Origin of the sequence: Paenibacillus nuruki (assembly GCF_001721045.1) — a bacterium.
In the GTDB taxonomy this organism is placed as follows: Bacteria; Bacillota; Bacilli; order Paenibacillales; family Paenibacillaceae; genus Saccharibacillus; species Saccharibacillus nuruki.
The window spans coordinates 312,297-338,161 of the sequence record NZ_MDER01000086.1 but is presented as its reverse complement, the minus strand read 5'-3'; the positions used below and the strand labels follow the sequence as shown (position 1 = coordinate 338,161).

The window sequence follows — 25,865 nt, the reverse complement described above, 5'->3', positions numbered from 1 at the left end:
ATCACATGAAGCGCAAACTATTAATAACAGGTGCGAGTGGTGTGATTGGGAGCAGTCTTTATCGAGGGTTACAACAAGAATATGATGTACTAGCAACAGATATTGAAGCCGATGCTGATCAAGGAATCGAATCGTTAGATATTACGAATGCACAGCAAATTAAAGAAAAAACAATCGGGATGGATACGATTCTGCATATCGCCTGGCAAAAAGATGAAGATGATTTTCTAGGAGTAGCTTTGCCTGTAAATGTAACCGGTGCTTATCACTTATTTGAAGCTGCCAAAGAAAATGGAGTACAACGGATCATTTTCGCAAGTTCAAATCATTCCACAGGCTTCTACAAAGTAGGAGAAGATATTGATGTGAATGATCCTTATCGTCCGGATAGCATTTATGGATTAAGTAAGTGTTATATTGAATTGTTAGGTCGATTGTATAGTGATCAACATCAACTGTCTTCATTTAATATTCGGATTGGTAACTTTCCCGGTGATGATCGTCCTCATTCTGAGCGTGCAACTCATATCTGGATCTCTGAACGTGATCTTGTTCAGTTGGTCAAATGCTGTATCGAAGCGCCAGCCGATCGCAAGTATATGAATCTGTATGGCACATCAGCCAATACAGATAATTATTATAATATTGATTATCTCGCCGAAGAGATCGGATATCGTCCTCAAGATAATGCCGCTGAATTATTAGCGGCTGAGAATACCCAAAAAGAACAGCTTCCTCAAGATGAGACTGCTTTTCAAGGCGGGCAACACGAATAATTTGAATCATCCATAAAAAGCCAGTTATCTCCGAATCCGATCTTAGATCAGAAGCGAAGATGACTGGCTTTTGTCTGGGTTAAAGCGTATCGAATAGAAGCTACTTATACTTTAAATACAGAAGCAGCGGTATTCAATTCTTCAGCAAGTTGTGCTAAAGAGTGTGAGGTTGCGGCTGTTTCTTCAGAAGCGGCAGCCGATTCTTGACTAGCCGCAGCGATGGATTCAACAGCAAACATTACTTCATTGGCTTGAGCGGCTTCTTCTTCACAAGCGGCAGCAATCTCATTAACTTTAATCGCCGAATCATTCACCACATGAACAATTTTTTGAAAAGCTTCTTCTGTCTGTACCGATTGGGTCACACTTTCAGTAACAGCTTTGACGCTCGTTTGTGTATTTTTTTGCATCACTTTGATAATCGTAGAAATTTGTTTGGTAGCATCTATACTACGTTCAGCCAGTTTGCGGACTTCATCAGCAACGACAGCGAATCCTTTACCTTGATCGCCTGCACGAGCGGCTTCAATAGCTGCATTTAGCGCAAGAAGGTTAGTCTGATTCGCAATATCGTCAATAACGCTAATAATATCACCGATACGTTGAGAATCTTCTTCTAATTTGTTCATGGATTGACTGACCTCATGCATAGATGCTTTAGATTCACTTACAATCTGTCCACCTTGCTGTGCCATATCTACAGTCAGATTAGATAATTCAGCGGCTCCGCTTGCGCTAACGGCTACAGAATCAATCGCAGCAGATAGCTCTTTAAATAATTCAGTAATCATTGAAGCAGATTCTGCTTGTGTATTACTGGTATTTGCAATTTGTTCTGTACTTGCTGATATTTCTTGAGAAGAAGCAGCTACATTTTCAGAAGATACTGTAATGCGTGTAATCAACTGACGTAGGTTATCAGCCATGGTATGAACCGATGTAGACAATTGTCCAACTTCGTCTTTGTTATGATTTTCTAAGCTCTGGCTAAGATCGCCTTTGGCATAGTTAGAGATCAGATCTGTAAGCTTACGTAGAGGAGACGAGATACTGCGTGAGATAAGAGAACCTAGCAAAATACTAAATAATGTTACTAGAATAAGAGAAACGATAGTGATTTTGACACAAGCTGCATAACTTTGCTCAATTTCCTGACTGGCTTGTAGAGCAAGATTCGAGTTGTTATCAATCATGCCAGAGATACTATCTGCCACCTGATCGCCAGCAGGTTTAAGGGTATTGTCTTTATATTCGTTAAATGCAGCTAAGTTATTGGCTCTTGCCAAACGAGTAGCTTCTTCATACAGCGTTAAGTAATCGTTATACGCTTGATTAAATTGATCAAATTCTTGCTTTTCATTTGTGGTGGTGATGGAATTACCATACGTTTGAGCCAAAGTTTCCATATTTTTTTGAAAGTCTGTCATTTTAGTAAGTAATGTTTGTTCTTTTTCTGGAGTCTGTGCTGTACTCAAATCACGAACAGCTACCCGTAAGCGTTGATAATAAACTTCCACTTCGGATAAATCTTTAACCGCTATAAGATTATGGCTATACATATTTTTAGCCTTAGTATTCAGATCTTTTAGATTTTGCAAACTGTATAATCCGAAAGCAACAAAGATTAAGGTAATAATTAAAAAAGCAGAAATAATTTTGACTGATGTTCTCAAATTCCGAAACCACTGCATACCCAAACCTCCCAAGTGCATAATGTAAACATGATATATATTTCGACACTATTTGATAATTCTTAATAGAAAATTAAAACTTTTGTACCAAAATTTAAAAAAAATTAATATTTTGCAAATATTTAGTTAAAATATGCACGATATGGCGTTGATAGCAGACTTGTTTCTGGACTAGCAATAAAGGTGATAAAACAATAATAGGAAGTAAATCCAAACACATTTGCAGATTCATGCAAAAAAGGAGATTGTACAGATGGAAAAAGTAATCGAGACAGAACAAGGACTTGCTCTACAAATAGATGGAGAAACCAAAGCTGAAATCGGATTTAGTGATTATGATGAGCAATCAATGATTATTGATCATACTTTTGTATCAGAAGAGTTACGTGGTCAGAAAGTAGGGCAAGATCTGGTGAAGCGTGCTGTCGATATCGCACGTGAACAAGGGAAAACAGTTGTGCCTGCTTGTTCCTATGCATTAGCCCTATTCAAACGCAATAAAGATTATCACGATATTTGGCGTAAAGACGTTTAAAATCCAAACAACTTTGAAATGTTCAAACTGTTGTCACCAAAGTGCTTACCCTCAACTCCAATATAAAACTATAATGAGAGTATGAACTTGAAAGATGGGGAGCGTTTGCATGGATAAAAATACACAACCTAATGTGGTAACACCAAAAACGAATAAAAACTTTGCCGGAACGATTATTACAGTATCGGTGATTGCTAACGTTATTATTCTGCTGTTATTTTTCTCACCAGCGATTGGTTACAAAGGGACAGTCGGTTTTGATATTACAATGTTGCCACGGATGAATGCCATTTTTAACAGTTTTACGTTTATTTTTCTAGTTGCAGCATTGATTGCTATTTTGAAAAAGAATATTAAAGTCCATCGTGGATTTATTTTAGCTGCTTTTTCATCGACGTTATTGTTTCTAGTGACGTATCTGACGTTTCACTATTTATCACCAGAAACAGCTAAATTCGGTGGTGTAGGTATTATTCGTCCTATTTATTTCTTTATTCTGATTACTCATAGTTTTCTGGCTGCTATTATTGTTCCACTTTCTCTTTTTGCTCTAGTGTGGGGATGGACAATGCAGATTGCCAAACACAAAAAGATTGTACGTTGGACAATGCCTATCTGGTTATATGTAAGTTCTACTGGTGTTATCGTATATCTAATGATGGCGCCGTATTATTGAACCATATGAATACACAAAAAAACCGCAGCGATCCGGGCTGCGGTTTTTTGATATGAAGCGATAATTAAGTTATCGTAAAAAGCGTATCTTATACGATTCCGTCTTTATAATTGTTCTGCCAGTGTTTGTCACCTTTGTGAGTGAAGTCTTCTACTGTTCTTTCCAATGTTTCTACCAATTGTGCTTTGATCTCAGCGATCGTATCACGGTATACGCGTTCTTCGTTACCATTGATTCTGTCACCATAGATTGCAAGTGAAGCAGTATATTGGCGGTGTTTTTCAACCAATTCATCAATAGATTCTAATGCGTGCTCTACATACCGAGTAATAGATTGTTGGTCTTTTGGAAGCATATCACGAAGTTGTTGTACTTTACTTGTATTTGTCATTTTCGGTCACCTCTTATTATTAATTGTAAATTTACATTAACACTTTTTCACATTAATTACCTTAAATTCGGATTAAATTTTGACGAATTTATGAACAAACTATAACGACAGTCCAATAAAAGTGTTGATACATAAGGGAAAACTATATATATGATCAAGACCTTTGAATTAGATCTAAGGTCATTGTTTACTGAAAAATGATGTGTCCAATGTGTGTCTGTTAATGTCTATACTATCATTTCGGTAGAATTATTTTCAAATGTTATAGCAAATACGACTTTAGTCACAATTTGTCGATAAATAGGAACTATGTCCTACTTATATTCCTAGTCACAATAAGAAAGGTCATTTTCTAGTACTATTCTAGTATAAATTTTTATACACAGTATAAATTTACATATAAATCTATGATATACATTATAACCTCTTTTCCAAATAATCAACCTGTGATACAGTAACCGTCAGATTGTCTATACTTAAAAGCACATCGGAAAAGGGACAATCTCGTTAGTAGAATACATATTCAATATCCGAACAACGGTGTAAAGAAGATTATAATGTCTATGATCAACAGCACATCGAACACATCTTAATAACGAGGACGGTGAATGTATGGAAGTACAATCGCTACGACAGGTCGAAAAACTAGCACTCGAAAAAAATCGGATCTACAAACAAAGCAAGCTTCGTTATTTATCGCGTTCGATGCTTGCCAGTATGTTTATCGGGTTTGGCGTTATTGTTGCTTTTAAAACAGGGAACTTCTTTTATGCAGTAGAATCCCCGATGGCGTATCCAATGGCTGCGTTAACGTTCGGAGCGGCGATCATATTGATCTCTTACGGCGGTGGAGATCTATTTACAGGAGATACATTCTATTACTCCTATGCTGCGATACGGCGCAAGCTGAGGTGGTTAGATGTGATACGAATGTGGATTACCAGTTACTTCGGCAATATACTGGGGGCGTGTGCATTTGCGCTACTGATTTTCTTAACCGGCTTATATGCAGATCATTCGGTAAATGCTTTTCTGTTAAATGTCGTTCAGCATAAAATGGAAGCGCCTACGATGCAATTGTTTTTCCGTGCGATATTGTGTAACTGGCTCGTCTGTCTCGCCTTCTTTATTCCGATGGGCTTGAAAGGCGACGGCGCCAAACTGTTTGCGATGATGTTATTTGTATTCTGTTTCTTTATTTCTGGATATGAACATAGTATTGCTAATATGTGTACTTTTGCGATTGCGTTAGTGGTCGATCATCCAGCGAATATTAATTTTGCGGGTGTTATTCATAATCTTATTCCTGTTACGCTTGGGAATCTGATCGGTGGAGCAGTCTTTATGTCTACCATGTACTACTATGTCAACAAACCGTTTATGGATGAAGAACATGAAGCGTAAAAAGATCAATGTATCTCATAAAAAATAAGCAAAAAAACCAGCCTAGTGATGACTATGGCTGGTTTTTTTGCTTGTCTAGGCTTAAAGAACTAAAAAAATTTTTAAATTTTATATAAATGTGTGTTTATTCGACAAAATATTGGTTATAATTATATAGTAGTAAGACTTATTACATGTGTCCAACACAAAGGGAGAGCCAACATGAGTGTTTATCAATTTTCTGCAAAAGCTATGAGTGGTAGAGACGTTTCACTGGAACAATATAAAGATCAGGTAATTTTAGTCGTGAATACAGCAAGTCAATGTGGTTTCACTTTCCAATATGAAGATTTACAAAAGCTGTATGATCGTTATAAAGAAAAAGGTTTGGTGATCTTAGGCTTCCCTTGTAATCAATTTGCAGATCAAGAACCTGATGGTAATGACAAAGTAGAAGCATTCTGTATGTTAAATTATGGCGTATCGTTCCCAATGTTCCAAAAAGTAGATGTACGTGATCAAAATGCTCATCCACTATTTAAATATTTAGTAGAAGCGAAGTCATTTGAAGGATTTAATATGAATCACTCGGTATCTAAATTGATGGTACAATTGCTGAACGAGAAACATCCAGAGTATTTGCCAGGCGATTCAATCAAATGGAATTTTACCAAATTCTTGATCGATCGTAATGGAGAAGTAGTTAAACGTTTTGAATCGACAACAGATCCGTTGGATATGGAAGAAGATATCGAAGCATTGTTGTAGAATATAGTCGTCGTCCTATGTATTGATAAAGTCATCCATTTAGTGGAGTCGAATATAATAAAAAGCCTGTGAGGAGTTAGTCCTTACAGGCTTTTTGATGTTCTATAAAGATGTATGCTGATAAATTACTTCTATATACATAAAAATCTATACACATAAAAAAACCGATATCTTCACCTTTGAAGTATCGGCCTTGAGGAACAGATCGTGGTCATAGATTCAACCATTCTAATCTTCCTTATATATAGTATAACAAGATCATCCATATGATCTTTATTCTCAGTAAAAGGGATATATTTTGGTTCTCAACAACTATGCGCGAGTTCTAGAAGGAGTCTGGCTATGTTTCATATATTCTAATTTACGAATAATTTCTTTTTGCCATTTTAGATCGCCAATACGCACGGCAAGGTTGAGAAGATCCAGATAATCGTCTGTTTGTAGTGAAGTTTTCTGTGTCATTACGTTCATCGAGATTCCGGCTCCTTTAAAGTCAAAATAGTATATTTTTCAAAAACAATTTTTATATTATCACTTCATTATCAGTTGACTAGGAATGATAATCATTATCATAGTTTTATTGTAAACATTAACGCAGTCAATTGCAAATGAATTATTCAATTTTTCTTAAAAATAAGTATTTATTTCGATATGTTCACATGATGTCCATACGTGAGATATGTCATAATCCTCCACAAACACGTACAATAGTGATCGCAAAGAGCAATTTTTACGTAATTAAAGGAGAGTTATATGTCATATACCAAAATCAAATGGATCATTTTATTTTTACCAACAGTGACGATCGGGTTGTGGGAATATATTCGGCATCAATTTCTAATGCCTTATCTTTCAATGGAAGTGGGTAACTGGTTATCGCCAGTTATTATTTATGTGGTTAGTGTGACGTTACTACGCCAGCTATTTGATATGCTTGAAAATACACGAGCAGCGCTGGATCAAGAGCGTATTGTCAAAGGAAAATTAGAAGAACGCCAATTGTTAGCAGGAGAACTTCATGATGGAGTGGCGCAATCTTTATTTTTGTTAGGGGTAAAGTTAGATCGAGCGAAGCGAATGTATGATGATCCACAAGTCCAAGAAACGCTGAATGATATCAGTCGCACAGTGAGCGAAGCCAATCACGATGTAAGGCAGGCGATCGCTGATCTCAAACATGTGCCACGGAGCGGAGAGACAGAAGAAGTCTCGCTGGCTTATCGTGTCTGGGAAATGATTCCGCTAGCAGGTGTACAGACTCAATTGGATTGGAAGCTAGACGATCAATATATCCAGCCTGAAGAACAAGCAGAATTACTAGCTTGTATCCGAGAAGGATTATTAAATATTCACAAACATGCGCGTGCAAGTCAGGTATGGATACATAGCGAAGGAAATCCAACAGGGTGGCAGATTGTGATTGAAGATGATGGCGAAGGATTTCATGAACAGTCTTTGCAATTGCCCGGTCGATTTGGATTGAAAATAACAGCCGAACGTGCACAGTGGAGAGGATGGACATTTGCTTTGCAACGTGAACAAGAGCGAACTTTATTTATCATCAAAGGAGGTCAACATGATGAATAGTGTACGTGTCTTAATTGTTGATGATCATGCTCATGCACGCGAAGCGACGCGTGTTATTTTATCAGAAGATCCGATGTTTAATATTGTAGGTACGGCAATGAGTGGTCAAGAAGCGCTAGAGTTCACTGAACAATGGATGCCTGACCTGATTCTGATGGATATCTCGATGAAAGGGATGGATGGCTTAGAAACGACACGCCTCATTAAGCTAAGATTCCCGTATATCAAAATTATTATGATGACAGTATCCGATGATGCCGCCCATTTATTTGAAGCAATCAAGCAAGGCGCACAAGGTTATATTCTCAAAAGCTTACCGCCTTCGATGTGGTTGGAGTATTTGCGTAGTGTGGTGCTTGATGAAGCAGGGCTTAGCCAAGAAATTGCATTGCGTATTCTGCAACAATTTCCAGCAACCAAAGCGCACAACGATCCAGTTGCGAATACGCTAACACCGCGTGAACGAGAAATTTTACACTGGGTATCTTCCGGGCTAACTAATCGGGATATCGCAGCAGAACTCAATATTTCAGAACAAACTGTCAAAAATCATCTCAAAAATCTGTTACACAAATTACAATTGGAAAATCGAGTACAATTAACAAGATATGCGATTGAGCATGGATTAGCGTCTGATCAGCTCCATCGTCCATAATTTTTTCAAATTTAAGCCATATTTAGAATAGATATAGCCCTATATAGTCATGTTCAGGATGAAGACACTTCTATAGTATAGAAATTGTGACTGCATACAACAGACTTCATAGAAGGCATCTCACATAAAGTAGGTGGAGCGTATTTATAGTTATTCTCATTTTTTAATCAGAAAGCAGCGTTTTTTGTTACCAGTACTACTGATGATAGTGAGTATCTGTGGCGGATTATTTTTTCCACAAAGTACTTCTGCTCATTCGTATGTTCAAGAATCTTCTCCAGCTCAAAATGAAGTGCTAGATAAAGCACCTAATAAAATTACATTGTTATTCAATGAATCGATACAACCTGCTTATTATCAGATTATATTGATGGATTCCTCCGGTAAAAAAATTGATGGAGTCAAAGCTGTTATTGATAGTAAAAATGCGGCTCTATTAGAAGCAGCTATTCCTGTGAAGCTTCCTGACGATATTTACAATATTTCATGGAAAGCGGTCTCAGGAGATGGACATCCCGTAGAAGGTGGGATTGTATTTCAAGTAGGAGACGGTGCTGGCAAAAAGATGTCTGATGCGGCAACTACAACACCGGATAGTAAATCGGTGAATCCGCTATTGATTTTGATGCGCTGGTTGCAATATACCGGTCAATCTTTGGTACTGGGATTACTTGCTTTATCATTATTCTTACTCCCTGCCAAATTACGTACATCTGAAGCGACAACATGGATGCGTCAACGTCGTTATACTCTATTTTTATGGATAGGTATGGCAGTCACTGTGATTGCATTGCTGATTCAATTGCCTTTGCGGATCGCTTGGAATGCAGATATACCGATCATGCAGACCACCACTGAATTCGCTAATACATTCCGTGAAACGACTTTCGGACAGGTGTGGTTGATCCAGATTATTACCGCTGTACTAATGGTTATCGTATTAGCGTTATATGCTCATAGCAAACTGTCTTCCTCGGCGAAGCGAACTGTTGGTATCGTTGCTGTGGTGCTGATGATTGTACAGTTACTTGCCAAGTCGCTTGATGGACACGCTTATGCAGAACCGTATGCAGGTATAGCGATCGCAGCTGATTTTATTCACCTGGTCTCTGCTCTCGTCTGGAGTGGTGCACTAGTAGCGATGGCTGTGTTTATCCCGCGTATTGTGGCTCCGTTTGCAGGAGATGAACGCAAAGTCGTATATTGGAGTATTGTTCGCCGATTCTCATGGTGGGCGATTATATCAGTAGCGGCATTATTAGTAACAGGTATCTATGGAAGTATTATTTATTTGCCTAGTCTCAAAGCACTGTTCAATACCGCTTATGGCTTAACGCTATTATCTAAAATGTTGTTATTCTTGGTTATGGCAGCATTTGGCGCTATGAATTATGTGAAAGGGCGACAGCAAAAAGAAGAACTGGGCAAAGACTTGATGTGGGAAGTGTTGACTGGCTTTGTGATCTTGATGCTAGCGGCAGCACTGGTTCATTTATCCCCACAAGCAGGGCCGATCAGTAATGGAGCCACACCGAAGCAGACCGTACAGACACAAGAAGTGGATGGATATGAGATTAAGTTAGAAGTACCTAGCGCACAGATGGGTAGCAATAACTTTATCGTATCGGTCAAAAATAAAAATGAAGCCAAACCTGTAGATGTGGAACAGATCACTTTAACCATGAATCATATGGATATGGCGATGGCACCTACTGAAATCTTACTGACTGCAAGTGATGGAAAAGACGGCGTGTATCAGAAATCAGGTATGGTGAGTATGAATGGGAACTGGAATGTGAAAGTTCATGTTTTGACCAAATCTTTGGATACAATCGACACTGATTTTACATTGCGAGTAGGTTCATAACTTGTTCGAAAACAGGTAATTCACTATCTGCCTGTCTTTATATATACATGACAAAGGGGCGTATACAGAATGAAAACAAATTCAGTATTTACCAAAATGATCACAATCGGTTCCGCAGTAATGGTAGCAGGATTCCTTACATTTAGCAGTATTGCTAGTGCTCATGTAACGGTTAAGCCTGCTCAGTCCATGCCTTCCGCATGGGAGACGTATACGATCAAAGTACCTTCTGAAAAAGACTTGCCAACGACTAAAGTAACCTTAAAAGTACCGGAAAATTTATCGTTCAAACAATATCAACCTGTACCGGGTTGGAAAACAACGACTGAGAAAAATGATGCTGATGAGATTACATCGATCACTTGGGAAGCTGAAAGTGGCGGTATCGAAGCAGGTCAATTTCAACAGTTCGTATTTGTAGGTGAAAATCCAGCCAAAGATGGCGAATTGGCTTGGGATGCTTATCAATACTATAGTGATGGTAGCGTAGTGGAGTGGACAGGCAAAGAAGGCAGCGAACTTCCACACTCGATTACAACGATTACTGAAAATGCAGCTACAGCCACACCAGCAGCGCCAACAACAGATGGACATGATGCAGCCGCAACAGAAGATACTGCAACAGCGACAGATGAAGCGACAGGCACAGATACAACAGCAACAACTCCAGCGACAGGTACAACAACAGATACAGCACCATCGACTGATATGAATACTATGCCAATGGAACAACCAGCGAGCAGTAATGGTCTTCAAGTGACGACATTGATTATTGCTATTATTGCCTTGGTTCTTGGTGGAGTTGCTGTGATGAATTCACGCAAACGCAAATAAATAGTTTATGTATACGTACAATAGAAACGTATGAATCAAATAACGGCAAAAGACCAAGAACATCATCTTGGTCTTTTGCCGTTTTGTCTGCTTTTGTTGTAGCATTGATCGCTTGCTTCTTTTTCACATAGAACTTGATATAATTAGAAGATACGTGGACGAACGAGTATGGATTGAGAATAGAGGAGGAACAAGCTTGGACAAAAAGCTTATTTCATTTAGCAATGGGATCAAATTATATTATATTCTTGTAGCGGCTGTGTGGGTGTTCCTGATGATCCGCAAATCCAATCTGATGACACAAGGTGCCAGTACGGCTGATCAACAGTCTCTCTATATAGCTGTTGTTACAGTAGGAATACTTGCGATTGTTCCTGCGCTAATCTTGGCGTGGAGAGGGTTATATCGCTGGATAAGCAAAGCACCAGATGTGAGTGCTTCTATGCGCAATTTTCTTTTAGTAATCAGTATTCCCATGTTATTAGTGATTGGATATATGATCGAACTGGTATTAATTATGATTTTTGTTGGATTAGGCGGATAAATTCAGAAAAAGCTAGTGATATAGCGGAGGTATTGGCTCCTAATCACTAGCTTTTTTGATGTAGATTATCTTTTATTGTAGAGATTCGACTTCAAATACAGGAATCGTTACATTAGCATCCAGATTAGCAGGAGCGTCAGGTGTATCGACTCCATAATCAGGTTCTTGCATTAACCCTGTCTCATCGGTAGGCACTGTGTTTCCTTCTGTAGAAAAGTTATTTTCTGCTGAAGGATCAGTTTCATTGCTACCTGATGAAGATGTGAAAGGTTCAAATTCTCCTCGGAACACACCGGATACGATGAACGTACCTGTTGCCCAATTAAGCGCACCACGAAGACGAATATATTGCTCACCTACTAAGGCTATCGCACCCTGATCATCAACCGATACGATATTGGTTTCAAATGAAACAGGCTCATTGAGATAGCTAGTTAATGTGGCTCCATCAATCGAAGTATATTCATTCTGTGTCTCTGTACGTGTATACTCTCCGTCTTCATTACGTGTATAGATCGCTGTCTGTCCTTTAGGAAGATCAGATGGATTTTGCACCTGAATCGTTTGGTTATCACCGATGGTATATCCGTCAGCTTCTACTGAAAGCAGTGCACGAAAACCACTATTTTCTACAGCATAAAAAGAATAAAGAGCTGTACGATCTCCACTCGGCTCCGATTGAATCTCAATAACAGGTTGATCGGGTGTTCCTAATGTATTCACAATAGCCAGCGTACGAATCTGACCAGCATTCTGTGCAATTTCTCCAGAGAGAATACTGGTTGCTCCATCAGCGGTCATGCGACCAATATAGAGATGATTAGCAGAATCGGTTGCCAGTGTATATACATCTGCATTCAGCCCATTGGTGCCTCCGACCACATGTTGATACGTCAATGAAGGATTGGAACTTTGTAAAACATAGAGTGGATCACTAGAAGCCCATGCTAACTTGGTCTGCCCGATCAGCGTAGTCATATCTTGCACAGGTTGTAAGGCTTGATAAATATCAAGAGCTTGCTGATATTGACCCGCTGTAACCAGCGTATTTGCTTCACGAATTAACGAAGCAATCTCATTATTGATCGTTGTGGTTACAGGAGACGAACTTAAGTTCACAGTCGTTACCCATTGATTGAAGCGTTGAGCATGAGTCACAAAATTACTGATCTGCTGACTTGTAATATCTTTGTTAAGAATCGTCGCTGCATTATTTTGAGCAATAGTCAGTACCCATGTTGCGCTCCAATTATGCTGGTGATACCCTTCCCAAGTGATCCGTGCTTGCTCTAGAAAAGCAGTAAAATCGCCAGCAGCAGCCAATCGTGTTAATTTGGTCTGATCATATGTTTTGAACAGTGTATTCAAGTAAGCTTGACGTGTACCTTTGACCGCTAAATATTTCTCTGGAATCATTAATAGATTCCATTTGTCGGATTCATCGGTATAATTGCGCTTTTGTATATTATGTTGCAGACCGGCTTCAAACAGTTCACGGAATGCTTGGAAATCAGTCTTGAGTTGCTCATTGATCTTCGATTCATTGGTAATCTGTTTATACTGTACGGTGTATCTTTGATCTGCTTGTTGTTGCTCACTTATCTGCTGTTGCCATAATTTATAAGCAGTCATATAAGCTTGAAATTGCTGGGTGCTAGCGGCAGATTGAAGCTGTTGTTGACTGGAACTTACGGTCTGTTTCCAATCGGTAATAGGTAATAATTGAAGTAACCGATTCGCAATATGTTCATTTTGATAGTGAATCGATGTGTTGGTATTGGCTTTTTGATAAAAGGTTTCCGCTTCGACCCATTTTTGCTGTGCATAATAACGATCAGCTTCTTGCACCGCATGAATCTTTTGAGAAATCTGAATACCTTTATAGATCGCTAGTCCAGCTGCAATAGCGCAGGCTACAATTAACAGATTGCGTAATGCAAATAAACGAATAATACTCATGAGATGCCTATTCCGGTAACAGCAGGCTCAAAATCAGAATCACCTTTGTACAATTCCTGGCGGATATTCTCTAGATCGACAGCCATCGTACTGTCTTTTTGTGCAGGATCATTTTGGATCATCCGGTATAGACGAAGAAAGCGATCTTTTGGCAAAAAGCGTGCATAACGGCGAATAAATCCTGGATACATCGTGACATAACGCTTCATTCGTACCGCTGATGACGTAACACTAACCAAAATGTTCATGCCATTTTCCATTTTTAAAATTTGCGGTTCATGGGCAATCACATAGCGGATTGCGCGATCTTTCACCATTTCACGCTTAATCTTAGCGATTTCACCGATATATTCGGCTAATAACGGATCAAAATCATGTACGATCAATGAATCGAGATCTAGGTCCATATCACTGCGTAACCGAAAATTTTGTAACAGGGATAATTGAGCTAATCGTAGTCGATCATTATGCACTACAACAGCTGCTTGGCGTAACATATGATATCCTTCTACATCTTCACCACTACGTACAACTGCTACTGCTGTCGATTGATCACGTACAGTGCCTTCATAGATCGTTTTGCCTTCTGTTTTGAATAGTCGGGCTAACTGCCTTAATGTTTCTTTGGATAACATGCGACGTTGTACCAGAATTAAGGCGACGATCAATATGACACCTGTAATCACAGAGATTATGATTTCGGTCATCTCTTTAGATACAACAACCGCTATAATAGTAAGAAGAAGAGCAAACAGAATTTCATTGAGCATTTTGCGCTTGGCACGTAGGCTGGCTTGTCGCATCACAGGAACAAGAGCTTGTTTGCCACAATCCGGACAAGCGTCGCCCGGTAAAATAGTAAAGTTTCGACATTTACGACATATCCGTAAAGGATCATACACCCGCCGGGTGCGATGAAGCACAGGTAATTGAATCGATTTTTTGGTGGTTGTCATGGATTAAGATCACTCGCTATACATCGTATTTATAAATAACGTCAGGAGTCAGATAACAAGGAATTGGGCAAATCTGCGCATCCGTTAGCTTCTTTGGTTAATAGTAGATAGTAATTGCTTTTCTAATTCGTCTTCTGTCGGGACACGTTTGCGTTTAAATGCGTACATAGACAATCTTATGATAACAAAAAGAAACAAAACCGCGAGACATACGTATGCAAACATATGACATTCCTTTCTTAATCAGATTTATCGAGTTTAACTTTAATCTAAGGGAGGATCGTGATTGCTCGTTGAATTATAAAATGTTCAACAACCTCACTATACCTATATTTTAGCGCATAATCTATTACAGAATAGCGAAAATGGTGAGCAATATTCAACTTTTAGCCTATAGTCCAGTGGCTTCCCCCGTCTTAAGGTGGGGAAAATATTTGGGAATATGCGTTATAATGGTATCCGGCTTGTTATGATCAAAAGCTCATATGGGTTTGTGATTTATTATCCAAAATGGAGTAAAATGGATATTGTAATTAGAATAGTATCAAATTTTTCACTTTATGATTTTTAAGGCATGTTAAGGTGAAATTAACCAGCGCTTAATGAAAATGTCGTAAGATGGTGTATCGTAGAGCCATCTATCCAGTGAAGGAGTAGACTTATGTCCCGAAGAAATACAAGTTTTATGTATATCCTGCTGGCTTTGGTTCTGTGCCTGACACAGCTGCCTAGCACGATGTTCGCTGCTTCAGCGACAACGAGCCCCAATAATTCGACTACATCTGTTGATGCCGTATTGGTACTGGATGCAAGTAATTCAATGAAATCCAGTGATCCACAACAGCTTGGTAGTGAGGCGATGAAACTATTTATAGATATGCTACCATCGCAAGGCGATCGCGTAGGAATAGTATCGTATACAGACCGCATTGAACGCGAGAAAGCATTGACTGCTATTCAGTCTGCTGATGATAAAACAGAACTGAAATCGTTTATAGATGGACTTACCCGAGGAGCGTATACCGATATTTCGGTAGGGATGAAAGAAGCCGTTACTATTTTACAAGATAATGCTCAACAAGGGCATGAACCGATGATTGTATTGTTCGCGGATGGTAACAATCAGTTGAATAGTAATTCCGGGCGTAGCAATAGCCAAGCCGATACGGATCTGAATACAGCGGTAGAACAAGCGAAAAAAGATGGCTATCCAGTCTATACAATTGGTCTAAATGCAGACGGTAAGCTGAATCAAGAAGCTTTGAAAAAAATTGCTGATGATACAGGTGGTAAATCTTTTGTAACAACTTCAGCAGAAGAATTGCCAGAGATTTTAAGTGAAATTTTTGCAGCTCATCAAGAAGTGAATGTCGTACCTGTCGATTCAATTACAGGGAATGGACAATTTCAAGATGTGAAAATTCATATTCCAAATGCCAACGTAAAAGAAGCGAACATCTCGATTATGTCTTCAGAAGCGGTTGAAGTGAAATTAGTCGATCCATCTGGAAACGCCGTAGCTGTGCCATCGGATAAAGTAAGCATGTCTACTTCTAAAAGTTATTCGCTAGTCAAATTACTATCTCCAGAGCAAGGAGATTGGACATTACAGGTTAAGGGTGTCGATCAAGATAAGATTGATATTAATCTGGTGTTCAATTATAACCTGGAATTAGCACTAGATCCTATTCCAACCAAAGCATACAGTAAAGGCGATAAAATCGATATCGTTTCTTATTTAACAAGCGGTGGTCAGAAATTAACAGATAATTCGCAAGCCAGTAGTATGAAAGCTGTACTCAATGTGACGGATGTGGATACAGGAACCACCAGTCAAGTTCCTTTAACCACAGATGGTAGTGAATTTAAAGGTACCTTTGAAGTACCAGACAACCATGTCTATCAACTGGTTGCTCGTGCAGAAGAACAAAGCTTTTACCGTGAAACAGCGCCTGTAACGATTGACGCTAAAGGTGGAGTATCAGGTAGTGGTGAACAAGCAGGCTTAGGTCTGATGACATGGATCATTATTGCAGTCGTAGCATTATTGGTACTTGCAGGATTGTGGTTCTTACTGAGTTTCTTGAAAAAAAGAAATCGTGGATTTGTCGGACAAATAGTCATCGAGATTCGTGATGAGAATACCGGCGAACGCTCATACCCACAATACAAAAAACTGACTACATTCCGCGGCAAGTTCAACCTGCATCAATTAGTTCAACTCGCACCTGAGCTTAAAGAAACCGAAAATATCGTGTTCACACCAAGCAGTAACGACCGCATTATGATTCGGAACAACGCCGATAATGTGATCGAAAAATCTGCTCGTGCGATCGACGCTTCTAAAGGCTTTGAACTCAAAAGCGGTGACCGCATCACGATTGGATTACGTCAGGTCGATAAAACCATTTTGCTTGAATATCTAACATAATAGTGTACACAAACTATTCATATGACTGATGTATACTAAAAAATTATATAATTGCTTATTCGTCATCTAGTTCTTCTTTCCAAAATCTCATAATCATTCAGTACAATAGATTATTGAAACCAAAACCTGTACTTTAAAGTATGTATCTCATGACATATATCTTTATATAATCTATTGCTTATTCCATTCTTATAATTTGTAAATTATAACCCAGCACCGGATTGCAAATCCAAGCGATTCAATCTTTCTTCTTCCTACTCAAGCGCTCCAAAGTGGAAGGATGCACAAGCGAAGGGGATGGAATAGTTCTGAAAGTCGCCTTTAAGACTCGGATATCGACCACTCCGTGGTCAAATCAAGATATCCGATCTTACCAGCGACGGCAAGAACTATCCACCCCGCAGCGCTTGTCCTCACAACCACCCACCAACAAAACAAAGAAAATTTAATTCGCCCAAGGGGGATCATTCATGAAACCAATCGTTAGAGAACACATTCAACAACTGGACGTATCACTTGGCGGTGGTATTGTCAGTGATAAAATACGCGTCGATACGATCGACAACCCTATTTTGATTATCGGACTTGGGGGTACAGGTATTGATGCACTATTGCGTCTAAAATACCAGATCAACCGACGCTTTAAGCTTCCAGAAGATCCAATGACTAAGAAAAAGCAAGACAAACCGGATAATGTCGAATTTCTTGCTTTTGAAACGAACGAACAAGATCGCAATAAAAAATATAAAGGTATCGGACTTGATCCAATCAATGAGTTTGTATTGTTATCCAATGCAGAGATTGGTGGATTACTTCAAAACCGTAGCCTATTAGAACCGTATATCACGGAATGGTTATCTCCAGAACTAGGGATTACTGATGGTATGAATGGCGCGGCTGGTGTACGCCAAGCAGGACGATTGCTGTTATTTACAAAGATTAATCAAGTCGTACAAAGTATCGATAAAAAAATCAAAACGTTATCTGTCGGTACAAACAAAAAATTAATGGTCTTTCTACTGACAGGGCTATCGGGCGGTACAGGTAGTGGTTGTTTCTTAGATATTTCGTACATTGTGCGTGGTATTGTAGAACGTGATTATGGCGCAGCAGGAGTAGACCGTCTGAATATGCTAGGTTATTTATTTACACCAGACGTCAACTTATCCAATAAAAGCTTAAGCGAGCATACACGCGAATATATTCGCAAAAATGGATATGCTGCTCTAAAAGAGCTCGATTACTGGATGAATGTAGACAGTCGTGGGGAACGTTTTAAACAGCAATACGGCAGTATACTGAATGTCAATTCGCCACTGGCTCCATTTAATCTATGTCATTTGATCTCAGCGACGAATACTGAAGGTAAATTGCTTGAAAATGCATACGACTATTGTATGAATGTAACTGCTGAGAATATTACCAACTTTATGGCGAGTGAAGAAAAAGCATCTGGTGAAGAGTTTGCGATCCATGATTATATCAGTAATATTCGTACCAATATTGCACAGATGAACCGTGCGTATCCTGCGAACTATGAATACAACATTATCGGTGCATCTTCTGCGGTCTTGCCGATCGAAGAAATGACAACCTATCTTGCGTATCGCCTGTTCCAGAAAATGGACAAAATGTTCGATCAAGCGCCAGATCAAGAAGCGGTAGAGAACTTCGCTCGCAAACTAGGTGTAGATGTCGAGACAATGACCAAAACATTCGAATCTCGTGTTCCAGAACCATTGCCTGGATTTGAAAATAGTGAACGTCTCAGCTTCAACAATGTGGTCAAAATGCAAGCTGTGAATATGGATACGGAACTTGAGCAAACATTCTTGATTCGTGCTCGTGAAGAATACATCAAAGCGAAGCAACAATTGCCAGGCGAGATTGTCGGACAATTTTCGGATCAGATTCGCCGTATGTTCCTGCATCCAGAACAAGGTCCTTTCTATGTATCACGTCTGTTGTACTCAGAAAAAGGATTCTCATTACTGAAAATGCTACTATCGTATATCGAAACCTTGCGTGAAAGTCAGACTCGTATTCCACGTGATATCGAATCAGCGGCTGATTATGCCAATGAACGTCTAGGCGATGCGAAAAGTGCTTTTGTATCCAAAGACAAAAAGAAAAATGTATATATTGAAGCTAAAATTGATGAATACTGGTTGCGTGCTGATGTAGAACGTACTCAACAAATGATCGAATTCTATGAAGATTTGTATGAAATGTTGAATCGTGAAAATAATCGTATTTATGGTGTATTTACCGAAGTACTGAATGCATTAAGCTCTATTTTCGAGAAAAATGGTGAGTTGTTGACCAATGCGAATGAGCAAGAAGATCATCGTGGTAACAAAACGTACTATTGGAATCTAGTCAGCGTACCGGATATCTCTAAAGCAGTGAGCGATATTATGGATAGCAAAGATGGCGATGATCTGATTCGTGATTTCTCTGCACAATTGCTAGAGCATTCCGATCAATGGGTAAAAGAGCAAGAAGTTGATATTGTACGTTCGATCTCTGATTTCTTAAGCGACAAATTCGGTGATCTGATCACACGTTCGATGGAAGATTTCTTAGTGATGAAGTACGGTCAAGATGAGCCGATCGAGAAATTTGTAGAACGTACCATTGCTAGTAAATTGGACGATGAAGCTGTACCGGTGTTCCATTTGAGCAACAGTGCAGGTAATCTTCATTTCCCTTCATGGGGATTCGTGTCTGTTCCTGTTCAAGCGCCGAGCATTTTGCGTGGTATTCGTAACTTCCAGAATAATGCACTGGGTAAATCCCACTTTACGATTAAAGAAAGTAAAGTGAAAAACCGTATATTCTGGTTGAATACTCGTAATGGTGTGCCATTGTTCGTTTATACCCCACTGAAAGTGTATGAAGAGAACTATGAGCGTACGATTCTTGACCGTGAAGGTATTGGCCGACATTTGGTACAGACGGAGAAAGAAAACTGGACGTACTTGCCTTCACCGATCCCTGAACAATCATGGGGTGAAACGTACACCAATGCTCGTGTACAAAGTTACAATGCTCGTGTGCGTGCAGATTATGCTCGTGCGAAGCAACTAGGCATTATCGTTGAAAAAGATGCAGATCAAAACACCAGCAGTCGTTTTGCGGTTCATTTCACACAATCATTCGATCTACTTGCTGCATTGGCTAGTTATGATATGCGTCTGGATGCAGCTCGTCCGAATCTGGGTGAGGTTAAGCGCGCGCTAGCTGAATTGAGACGCTTAATGACAGAAGGATTGCCACATGAATCGACGAAAGATATCTTTGGTAGCTTTAACGAAGATCTAGCACGCGAAAACTTGATTCGTTCACCAAAAATGATCGAACGTGTACGTGCAGAACTGGCTAAGTATGAAAGTATTCAAGCTAAAATTGCCGAATTAGAAGGTATGTTAAGTCGTTACGAAGGTGAAGAGAAACTGACTGATCAGTTCTTACAAGCCCTTTATACCGATACAATTACCAAAAAAGGTGCATTGTACGTATATGATCGTGATCCAGAAGAAGAAGCATGGGATGCTTTTGCAAATCTGATGAAGAGCCGTAATTTTGTGGAATTTGAAGTGTTTGAACATTTCCGCAATCTTGATCAGAAAAACCGTGCGACATTGATGCGCAAAGCCGATCGCCGAGATAACGAGATGACTTCATCCGAAGATATCGCACCACTTCTTAACAAATTGGATGAATTGTATGAAGCGTATCTAGAAGCTAGAGATCGTCTAGAATACGAACGTGTTGAATTGGCTAATGGTGATGAAGCTTACCAATTCTACAAACAAATGGTTACGAAATTAAGCGATATTCGCCGGAAGTTGAAATAAGATGGACGTTCGGCTGAAACAATTCGCAGATGCATATGCTGCTGACGAGGAGAAAACAGCCGGGCAGGGAGATGGGCGGAGCAGTATTCACTACCCCGCCGTTTTCCTGTTTATCGGGGATCTGATTCAAGATGCTGTACGTCCTGTTATGCAGATTAATGCTCAGAAGTGGGATAATAGTGCTGGTGTCATGTATGTCGAAATTGCTCCTGAACCGACAGGAGAAGAGCAGCAAGCTAGACGTGCTAAAGAAGCTCGTTATGAGCAAGAACATGTTACTTCTATGCGTACAGGTCAGACTACAGATGCTTTAGAAGCGCAAAAAATTACGACTTTTTTATCCCGTCCTACTGTTAATGATCATCACAAAAAAACGCAACGCCCTGATTGGCATCACCATTTTCAAAAAGATGGCAAGCATCTGCTGGAACTGAATCGTACGTTCCGGCAGGCGGCTCGCCGTTTAGCTGAGTTCGGACGTATGTATTCTTCGTTTGATCGATTGCATGTTTCTGTGATTACACGTGTCGATGATCCGATGAATATCCTAGTTCCTGAGATATCATTGTTAGCTCGTTCGATTCTAGGACAGTCTTTCAAGTCTGTACAGATGGATATGTATGCGCTCATATATGAAGGTGATCAAGAAGAACAGTTTGGTTATTCCAGTTCAGCAGGTGTTGCTTTTCTAAAAGAATTGGAACATATACAATCAGCAGATTATACACTGACTGCGCCGTTACAACGTACTGAAGACGGATTAGCCGTTATGGTACAACATGCGCCTTCTCCATTATTCGAACTGGCTTATGTATTATCTGATCGTAATGAACGAGGTATCTCGGTCAATGGTGGGATGGAAAGTAGCTACGATATTATTTGTCGGATCAGTCTGCTCAAAAACCGTCAGCGTCTGGAAACGGGTGGCGAATCTTCTGTTTATGGATCAGATTACAATAATAATGCGTTCAAAAATAATGTGCGTAATGGAGACGGCAATCAAGGCTTAGTGTCTGCTGGATTTGCTAGAGTTAGACGACCTGATCGAGCGATTGCTTTGACTGTATTGGAGCAATTCTTTTACGGCATCATGAAGCGGATGAAGCATTCAACGATTGTGGGTAGCCGTGAGAAGCTCGAATTATTAGGTCTCGATGAACAGCGTATGGATGATCGAATAGATCATTTCGTACCTAATAGCAGTCGTCTGGAAGATATGAATGGTCTTATGACACGAGCGACAAGCTTTAATCAGCTCAAATCAATGAGTCTACGTGAAGCAGAACATGCTCTGTTCGAATATGGTGGCGAAAGCTTTTTCCGTGATAATTATGAGCAAGAAATGATTAAGCGGATCGAACAATGGGATGCTGGACGTGAACTGCAAGCGAATATCACAGAGATGCTTCGTCAACATTCTCATATCCATTTCTATCAGTTAGCAGAATGGACCGATGAATCAGGAGAACATAGCATCTGGCAAGATTATCATGCACGTACTCGTGATCTAATGAATACCTTAGAAAATGCACAAGCCGAACTGGATGAATGGTACAACAGTCGTGCAGACGATTTATCATTCCAGCGATTACCTTTTATGGAAAAGCATAATATTCGCGGACTTACCCGTGCATTGATTGATACGATTTATCCACGTAAATTGCATATTTTGCGTTTGCAAACTAGATTGCGTTTGTATCGCCGTTTTGAAGAGCATCTGGCTACGGTTCATCGTGACAGTATGCAACAGGTGAAAAGTATGGACACGCTCGGTTCTAATTTACAAGTAGCTGCAACAGATAGTATTCGTACAGCAGATGATTATATCGGGCAAAATATCCATGATTACTACAGTCGTCTAACCGCTGAAGTTATGGACGAAATTGAAGAAAAACGTGGAGATGGTGCCTTTTTCGAAGAGCGAAGTGTAGGCGACGTAACGTTATGGTTACAGCAAGGAGCTTCTACTCTATTGGAACGTCTGATGGACGTGTGCCGTAAAGAATTATTAGCATCCCGAGCATTTACACAGACCTTTGAACAGGAATTATTGAATCGTGCTAATGTTACGATCGCATACGAGAATAAGCAAGCGTTATCGCAAGAAGATTTATTCAAAGAGTTGTATCGTACGCTTGAAGACCGAGCCGTTATTCATATTCGTCTGTTGGATTATACGCACAAACATCGTTATGAAGAAAAATATATGTTTGGTAATGCAAATGGTGAATTTGTACGGTATGCCGCAGGTGTCGATAATACGACTCGTATTTACAAAACAGGATTTGTCCATGAAGATCGCACCAGTGGTGTAGAAAAGCTGAATCTAATGGGTGGATTTACAATTGAAGACTTGATCTACTATCGTAATGGTAAAACATATTATGATACGTATATTGCAAATGGGTATGATTTTCATGTATAGCTTGTACGTTGGTTTGACCGCTTTGGGAAAAGAATCACTCTTGTCGTCGCTGTTCCAAATCGATACCTTGAATAACCGCTTTGCGGTCGGTATCGATTTGAAAATGCGATCGCTTCGCTCTTTCAGAGTGATTCTTTTCCCTCCGCTCAGAGCGGGGAGTACATGCTAAAAATTCAATACAGTAGCATTTGCCTGGCAGGGTGGGGTAAGAAGAAAGAAAAGAACAAGTTACTTGAAAGTTTGGTTTCTTGTTTTATTTAAGACACCATGTGATGATTAAAAAATAAGGGATTTCTAAGCTTTTATATTTTTTAAAACTATGTAGCCACTTACCACGTAACGAAGAGGAAAAGGATCATCTTTTCCTCGAAGTGGTCAAACTTACATCCACTCTCTACATAGCTTTTTTATATCACCACCGCACTTTATTTAAGGTTGAAGTTTAATTCAGAAACTCTAACTACTCAAAGTCTATAAACGAAACTTCACCTACTCCAATGAAAGGGGAGATGCCACATATGCAACGCAAAGTGAATTGGCTTATGCTATTATTCAGTCTGATTGGAGGCGCGATTGGTTTTATTTTGGGAGAATGGTTGATCCATTCTTATTTTGATCGGATGCCGCGTGTGATTCTAATTGGATTATATTTCGGAATAATTAGTTTGTTTATTGGTGGGTTCTGTTTGTTAGCTGAAACGATTTCACCGAAATTAAGTGGGGCTTCATGGCGTCAACGTTATGCAGGGCTTTCTTGGAAACTATTTGTACCTGCTACATTGGTTCTTATGTTTCTTGGAGGTCTTGGAGGCGAAGCGATTTACCAGATCGGATTTAATGGAGTAAAGTCGATTCGTGATGTTGTCGTGGTAATTGATAATTCTGGTAGTATGCTAGAAACAGATGCACAAAATCAACGTTTTCAAGCGGTTAAAAATATGGTCAATTCAATGGATGATGATAAACGTGTAGGTATTATCGGATTCAGTGATCAAGCAAGTGTAGTTTTGCCATTGACCGAAATCAATGATGCATCCAAACAGCAGATTACAACTACAATGGATGCAATGGCAACAACTACAGGAGGCACTAATTTTACAGGTGCTTTAGAAACAGCGATGCAACAAATTACAGCTCAAAATGATGATACTCGTGGTACTGTGGTAATCATGTTGTCTGATGGATATAGTGCATTGGATTCTTCAGCACTGGCTCCTTATCAAGCTAAAGGAATCTCGATTAATACAGTAGGATTGAATTTGACAGATGCAGGTGGAACAAATCTACTGACAGATATTGCTAGTCAGACAGGCGGTAACTATTATAATGTATCTGATGCTTCTCAATTACCACAGACGTTCCAACAAATCTACGATACATTAGATAAACGTACACTGGTCACAGAACGTAGTGAACCGTTTTACAGCAATCTCTACTATGTTATTCTACACGTGATCCTTGTTATGTTGTTGGGAGCATTAATGGGTGTCGGTATGGGATTAATGTTTGATAACCGTTTTCTGGCACGTAGCTTTGGAATTGGTGGTGGAGTCGCCGGTCTACTGGCAGGATGGTTACTGGAATGGGGTATCGGCAAAACAGATTGGACGGATGGAGTCGTACGCTTTTTAGCAGTGATGATTCTAGCGTTTATTATCGCTATATTTACACTGGTGGTACCTATTGGTGAAAATAGCAAACGAATGATCAAACGCAGTTCTACACCAACGCCAACTACACCTTCTGAAGGACCACGCCGCCGCCGGGGAACAAGTAGTGGTACATTCCAACGTTAATTCTAACTTTTAAAATATAATCCAATCTATAGATAGATGCAGACCAGGAAAGGGGATCTTTACATGCTGTATACCGAACTGAAAACCAATCAAGGGATTCATGGATTGACCGGACAAGCGCAAGACGGATTATGTACATTGCGATGGTTATGGCCACGTGATGCTGAAGCTGTCTATATCGAAAAAGTAACGCAGATGTCCGCAGTTGGCGAAGAAGAGTATAGTCAGTCGGATCAGCCAGATTCTGCTCCTGCCAGTCTGCGTCTATACACTAAAGAAGAATATAAAGCGAATAATGGCTCTTATACAGAACGAGTCGATCATTTTGGCAGAATGACGTATACCGTCTATCTCACGTATGAAGAACAAGGAGAAACGGTACTGGTGCGTCAACCTGACGGTCAAAATACGATAGAACTCAGTGCAGGAAAAGCTAAAATTTACTATTCGATCAAACAACAAGGAACATGGTTTGGTAAACGTAAAACAGTTCGGATCGAAGTTCATGCAGAAGTTCCTATTCCCAAAGAAGTATTATGTTATGTGAAAAAAGAAGGCGGCTATGCTACAAACAAAGATGATGGCATTATTTATCCTTTTGCAGCTCCTTTTCAAGCAGGACGTAACGAATTGCCAGCGATTGAAGTAGGCAAAAATGAATATGTAAGACTCTTTTTTACCGATGGACGTACATATGGACAGATGTACGAATTGATTTTGGAGTAGGGGGA

Annotated in this window: 20 protein-coding genes; 15 read left to right on the top strand and 5 right to left on the bottom strand. The window is 39.6% G+C overall.

Annotation, left to right across the window (positions count from 1 at the left end):
• Nucleotides 1-5 precede the first annotated feature (5 nt).
• Nucleotides 6-776, top strand: a complete 771-nt coding sequence (locus PTI45_RS21565; RefSeq protein WP_069329640.1) for an NAD-dependent epimerase/dehydratase family protein — start codon at nucleotides 6-8, stop codon at nucleotides 774-776.
• Nucleotides 777-880: 104 nt separating this feature from the next.
• On the opposite strand, the gene PTI45_RS21560 is transcribed toward PTI45_RS21565, so the two are convergent.
• The gene (locus tag PTI45_RS21560) at nucleotides 881-2,467 is read right to left on the bottom strand and encodes a methyl-accepting chemotaxis protein (RefSeq protein WP_069329639.1); all 1,587 of its coding nucleotides are present in this window, start codon (nucleotides 2,465-2,467) and stop codon (nucleotides 881-883) included.
• Nucleotides 2,468-2,720: 253 nt separating this feature from the next.
• Between PTI45_RS21560 and PTI45_RS21555 the strand changes: the two genes are divergently transcribed.
• Entirely contained in the window at nucleotides 2,721-3,002 is a 282-nt protein-coding gene (locus PTI45_RS21555; protein WP_069329638.1) for a GNAT family N-acetyltransferase, read from the top strand.
• Nucleotides 3,003-3,111: 109 nt separating this feature from the next.
• Nucleotides 3,112-3,678: a DUF420 domain-containing protein gene (locus PTI45_RS21550; RefSeq protein WP_069329637.1), complete on the top strand. Its 567-nt coding sequence runs from the start codon at nucleotides 3,112-3,114 to the stop codon at nucleotides 3,676-3,678.
• Between the two features lie 88 nt (nucleotides 3,679-3,766).
• On the opposite strand, the gene PTI45_RS21545 is transcribed toward PTI45_RS21550, so the two are convergent.
• A complete protein-coding gene (locus PTI45_RS21545) occupies nucleotides 3,767-4,069 on the bottom strand; it encodes a hypothetical protein (RefSeq protein WP_069329636.1) in 303 nt (100 codons plus the stop codon).
• A 612-nt stretch (nucleotides 4,070-4,681) separates the two neighbouring features.
• Here PTI45_RS21545 and PTI45_RS21540 point away from each other — a divergent pair.
• Both PTI45_RS21540 and PTI45_RS21535 read left to right on the top strand, forming a co-directional pair.
• Nucleotides 4,682-5,473 (top strand): formate/nitrite transporter family protein, encoded by a 792-nt coding sequence (locus PTI45_RS21540; RefSeq protein ID WP_069329635.1) that lies wholly within the window; start codon nucleotides 4,682-4,684, stop codon nucleotides 5,471-5,473.
• A gap of 201 nt (nucleotides 5,474-5,674) precedes the next feature.
• On the top strand, nucleotides 5,675-6,220 hold the full coding sequence (locus PTI45_RS21535; RefSeq protein WP_069329634.1) for a glutathione peroxidase: 546 nt from the start codon (nucleotides 5,675-5,677) through the stop codon (nucleotides 6,218-6,220).
• Between the two features lie 312 nt (nucleotides 6,221-6,532).
• On the opposite strand, the gene PTI45_RS24290 is transcribed toward PTI45_RS21535, so the two are convergent.
• Complete coding sequence (locus PTI45_RS24290) at nucleotides 6,533-6,691, bottom strand: hypothetical protein (RefSeq protein WP_175425245.1); 159 nt, start codon at nucleotides 6,689-6,691, stop codon at nucleotides 6,533-6,535.
• Between the two features lie 282 nt (nucleotides 6,692-6,973).
• Here PTI45_RS24290 and PTI45_RS21530 point away from each other — a divergent pair, with 282 nt between their 5' ends.
• From PTI45_RS21530 to PTI45_RS21510, 5 genes are all read left to right on the top strand, one after another.
• Nucleotides 6,974-7,807, top strand: coding sequence for a sensor histidine kinase (locus tag PTI45_RS21530; protein WP_069329633.1), 834 nt, complete (start codon nucleotides 6,974-6,976; stop codon nucleotides 7,805-7,807).
• The gene (locus tag PTI45_RS21525) at nucleotides 7,800-8,462 is read left to right on the top strand and encodes a response regulator (protein ID WP_069329632.1); all 663 of its coding nucleotides are present in this window, start codon (nucleotides 7,800-7,802) and stop codon (nucleotides 8,460-8,462) included. The genes PTI45_RS21530 and PTI45_RS21525 overlap by 8 nt, the downstream gene beginning before the upstream one ends.
• Before the next feature lie 202 nt (nucleotides 8,463-8,664).
• Nucleotides 8,665-10,329: a copper resistance CopC/CopD family protein gene (locus PTI45_RS21520; protein WP_139129303.1), complete on the top strand. Its 1,665-nt coding sequence runs from the start codon at nucleotides 8,665-8,667 to the stop codon at nucleotides 10,327-10,329.
• 69 nt (nucleotides 10,330-10,398) lie between these two features.
• Nucleotides 10,399-11,163 carry a YcnI family copper-binding membrane protein gene (locus PTI45_RS21515; RefSeq protein WP_069329630.1) on the top strand — a complete coding sequence of 255 codons (765 nt, stop codon included), beginning with the start codon at nucleotides 10,399-10,401 and terminating at the stop codon, nucleotides 11,161-11,163.
• Between the two features lie 196 nt (nucleotides 11,164-11,359).
• A complete protein-coding gene (locus PTI45_RS21510) occupies nucleotides 11,360-11,707 on the top strand; it encodes a hypothetical protein (RefSeq protein WP_069329629.1) in 348 nt (115 codons plus the stop codon).
• A 72-nt stretch (nucleotides 11,708-11,779) separates the two neighbouring features.
• On the opposite strand, the gene PTI45_RS21505 is transcribed toward PTI45_RS21510, so the two are convergent.
• Both PTI45_RS21505 and PTI45_RS21500 read right to left on the bottom strand, forming a co-directional pair.
• Nucleotides 11,780-13,666 carry a hypothetical protein gene (locus tag PTI45_RS21505; protein WP_069329628.1) on the bottom strand — a complete coding sequence of 629 codons (1,887 nt, stop codon included), beginning with the start codon at nucleotides 13,664-13,666 and terminating at the stop codon, nucleotides 11,780-11,782.
• Nucleotides 13,663-14,622 carry a hypothetical protein gene (locus PTI45_RS21500; protein ID WP_069329627.1) on the bottom strand — a complete coding sequence of 320 codons (960 nt, stop codon included), beginning with the start codon at nucleotides 14,620-14,622 and terminating at the stop codon, nucleotides 13,663-13,665. Before PTI45_RS21500 ends, PTI45_RS21505 begins: the two co-directional genes overlap by 4 nt.
• Nucleotides 14,623-15,283: 661 nt before the next feature.
• Between PTI45_RS21500 and PTI45_RS21495 the strand changes: the two genes are divergently transcribed.
• The 5 genes from PTI45_RS21495 (at nucleotide 15,284) to PTI45_RS21475 (ending at nucleotide 25,860) form a co-directional block, all read left to right on the top strand.
• Complete coding sequence (locus tag PTI45_RS21495) at nucleotides 15,284-17,053, top strand: vWA domain-containing protein (protein WP_069329626.1); 1,770 nt, start codon at nucleotides 15,284-15,286, stop codon at nucleotides 17,051-17,053.
• Nucleotides 17,054-17,523: 470 nt separating this feature from the next.
• The gene (locus tag PTI45_RS21490) at nucleotides 17,524-20,913 is read left to right on the top strand and encodes a tubulin-like doman-containing protein (protein ID WP_069329625.1); all 3,390 of its coding nucleotides are present in this window, start codon (nucleotides 17,524-17,526) and stop codon (nucleotides 20,911-20,913) included.
• 1 nt (nucleotide 20,914) lies between these two features.
• Nucleotides 20,915-23,338 (top strand): transcription initiation factor TFIID, encoded by a 2,424-nt coding sequence (locus tag PTI45_RS21485; protein ID WP_069329624.1) that lies wholly within the window; start codon nucleotides 20,915-20,917, stop codon nucleotides 23,336-23,338.
• Between the two features lie 518 nt (nucleotides 23,339-23,856).
• Nucleotides 23,857-25,134: a vWA domain-containing protein gene (locus PTI45_RS21480; RefSeq protein ID WP_069329623.1), complete on the top strand. Its 1,278-nt coding sequence runs from the start codon at nucleotides 23,857-23,859 to the stop codon at nucleotides 25,132-25,134.
• 63 nt (nucleotides 25,135-25,197) lie between these two features.
• On the top strand, nucleotides 25,198-25,860 hold the full coding sequence (locus PTI45_RS21475; RefSeq protein ID WP_069329622.1) for a beta-mannanase: 663 nt from the start codon (nucleotides 25,198-25,200) through the stop codon (nucleotides 25,858-25,860).
• Nucleotides 25,861-25,865 lie beyond the last annotated feature (5 nt).

Coding starts and splice junctions, on each gene's coding strand:
- PTI45_RS21525 (WP_069329632.1), top strand. CDS start 7,800: ATGAATAGTGTACGTGTCTTAATTGTTGATGATCATGCTCATGCACGC.
- PTI45_RS21545 (WP_069329636.1), bottom strand. CDS start 4,069: ATGACAAATACAAGTAAAGTACAACAACTTCGTGATATGCTTCCAAAA.
- PTI45_RS21475 (WP_069329622.1), top strand. CDS start 25,198: ATGCTGTATACCGAACTGAAAACCAATCAAGGGATTCATGGATTGACC.
- PTI45_RS21505 (WP_069329628.1), bottom strand. CDS start 13,666: ATGAGTATTATTCGTTTATTTGCATTACGCAATCTGTTAATTGTAGCC.
- PTI45_RS21560 (WP_069329639.1), bottom strand. CDS start 2,467: ATGCAGTGGTTTCGGAATTTGAGAACATCAGTCAAAATTATTTCTGCT.
- PTI45_RS21485 (WP_069329624.1), top strand. CDS start 20,915: ATGGACGTTCGGCTGAAACAATTCGCAGATGCATATGCTGCTGACGAG.
- PTI45_RS21535 (WP_069329634.1), top strand. CDS start 5,675: ATGAGTGTTTATCAATTTTCTGCAAAAGCTATGAGTGGTAGAGACGTT.
- PTI45_RS21500 (WP_069329627.1), bottom strand. CDS start 14,622: ATGACAACCACCAAAAAATCGATTCAATTACCTGTGCTTCATCGCACC.
- PTI45_RS24290 (WP_175425245.1), bottom strand. CDS start 6,691: ATGAACGTAATGACACAGAAAACTTCACTACAAACAGACGATTATCTG.
- PTI45_RS21550 (WP_069329637.1), top strand. CDS start 3,112: ATGGATAAAAATACACAACCTAATGTGGTAACACCAAAAACGAATAAA.
- PTI45_RS21555 (WP_069329638.1), top strand. CDS start 2,721: ATGGAAAAAGTAATCGAGACAGAACAAGGACTTGCTCTACAAATAGAT.
- PTI45_RS21530 (WP_069329633.1), top strand. CDS start 6,974: ATGTCATATACCAAAATCAAATGGATCATTTTATTTTTACCAACAGTG.
- PTI45_RS21480 (WP_069329623.1), top strand. CDS start 23,857: ATGCAACGCAAAGTGAATTGGCTTATGCTATTATTCAGTCTGATTGGA.
- PTI45_RS21495 (WP_069329626.1), top strand. CDS start 15,284: ATGTCCCGAAGAAATACAAGTTTTATGTATATCCTGCTGGCTTTGGTT.
- PTI45_RS21540 (WP_069329635.1), top strand. CDS start 4,682: ATGGAAGTACAATCGCTACGACAGGTCGAAAAACTAGCACTCGAAAAA.
- PTI45_RS21520 (WP_139129303.1), top strand. CDS start 8,665: ATGATAGTGAGTATCTGTGGCGGATTATTTTTTCCACAAAGTACTTCT.
- PTI45_RS21490 (WP_069329625.1), top strand. CDS start 17,524: ATGAAACCAATCGTTAGAGAACACATTCAACAACTGGACGTATCACTT.
- PTI45_RS21565 (WP_069329640.1), top strand. CDS start 6: ATGAAGCGCAAACTATTAATAACAGGTGCGAGTGGTGTGATTGGGAGC.
- PTI45_RS21515 (WP_069329630.1), top strand. CDS start 10,399: ATGAAAACAAATTCAGTATTTACCAAAATGATCACAATCGGTTCCGCA.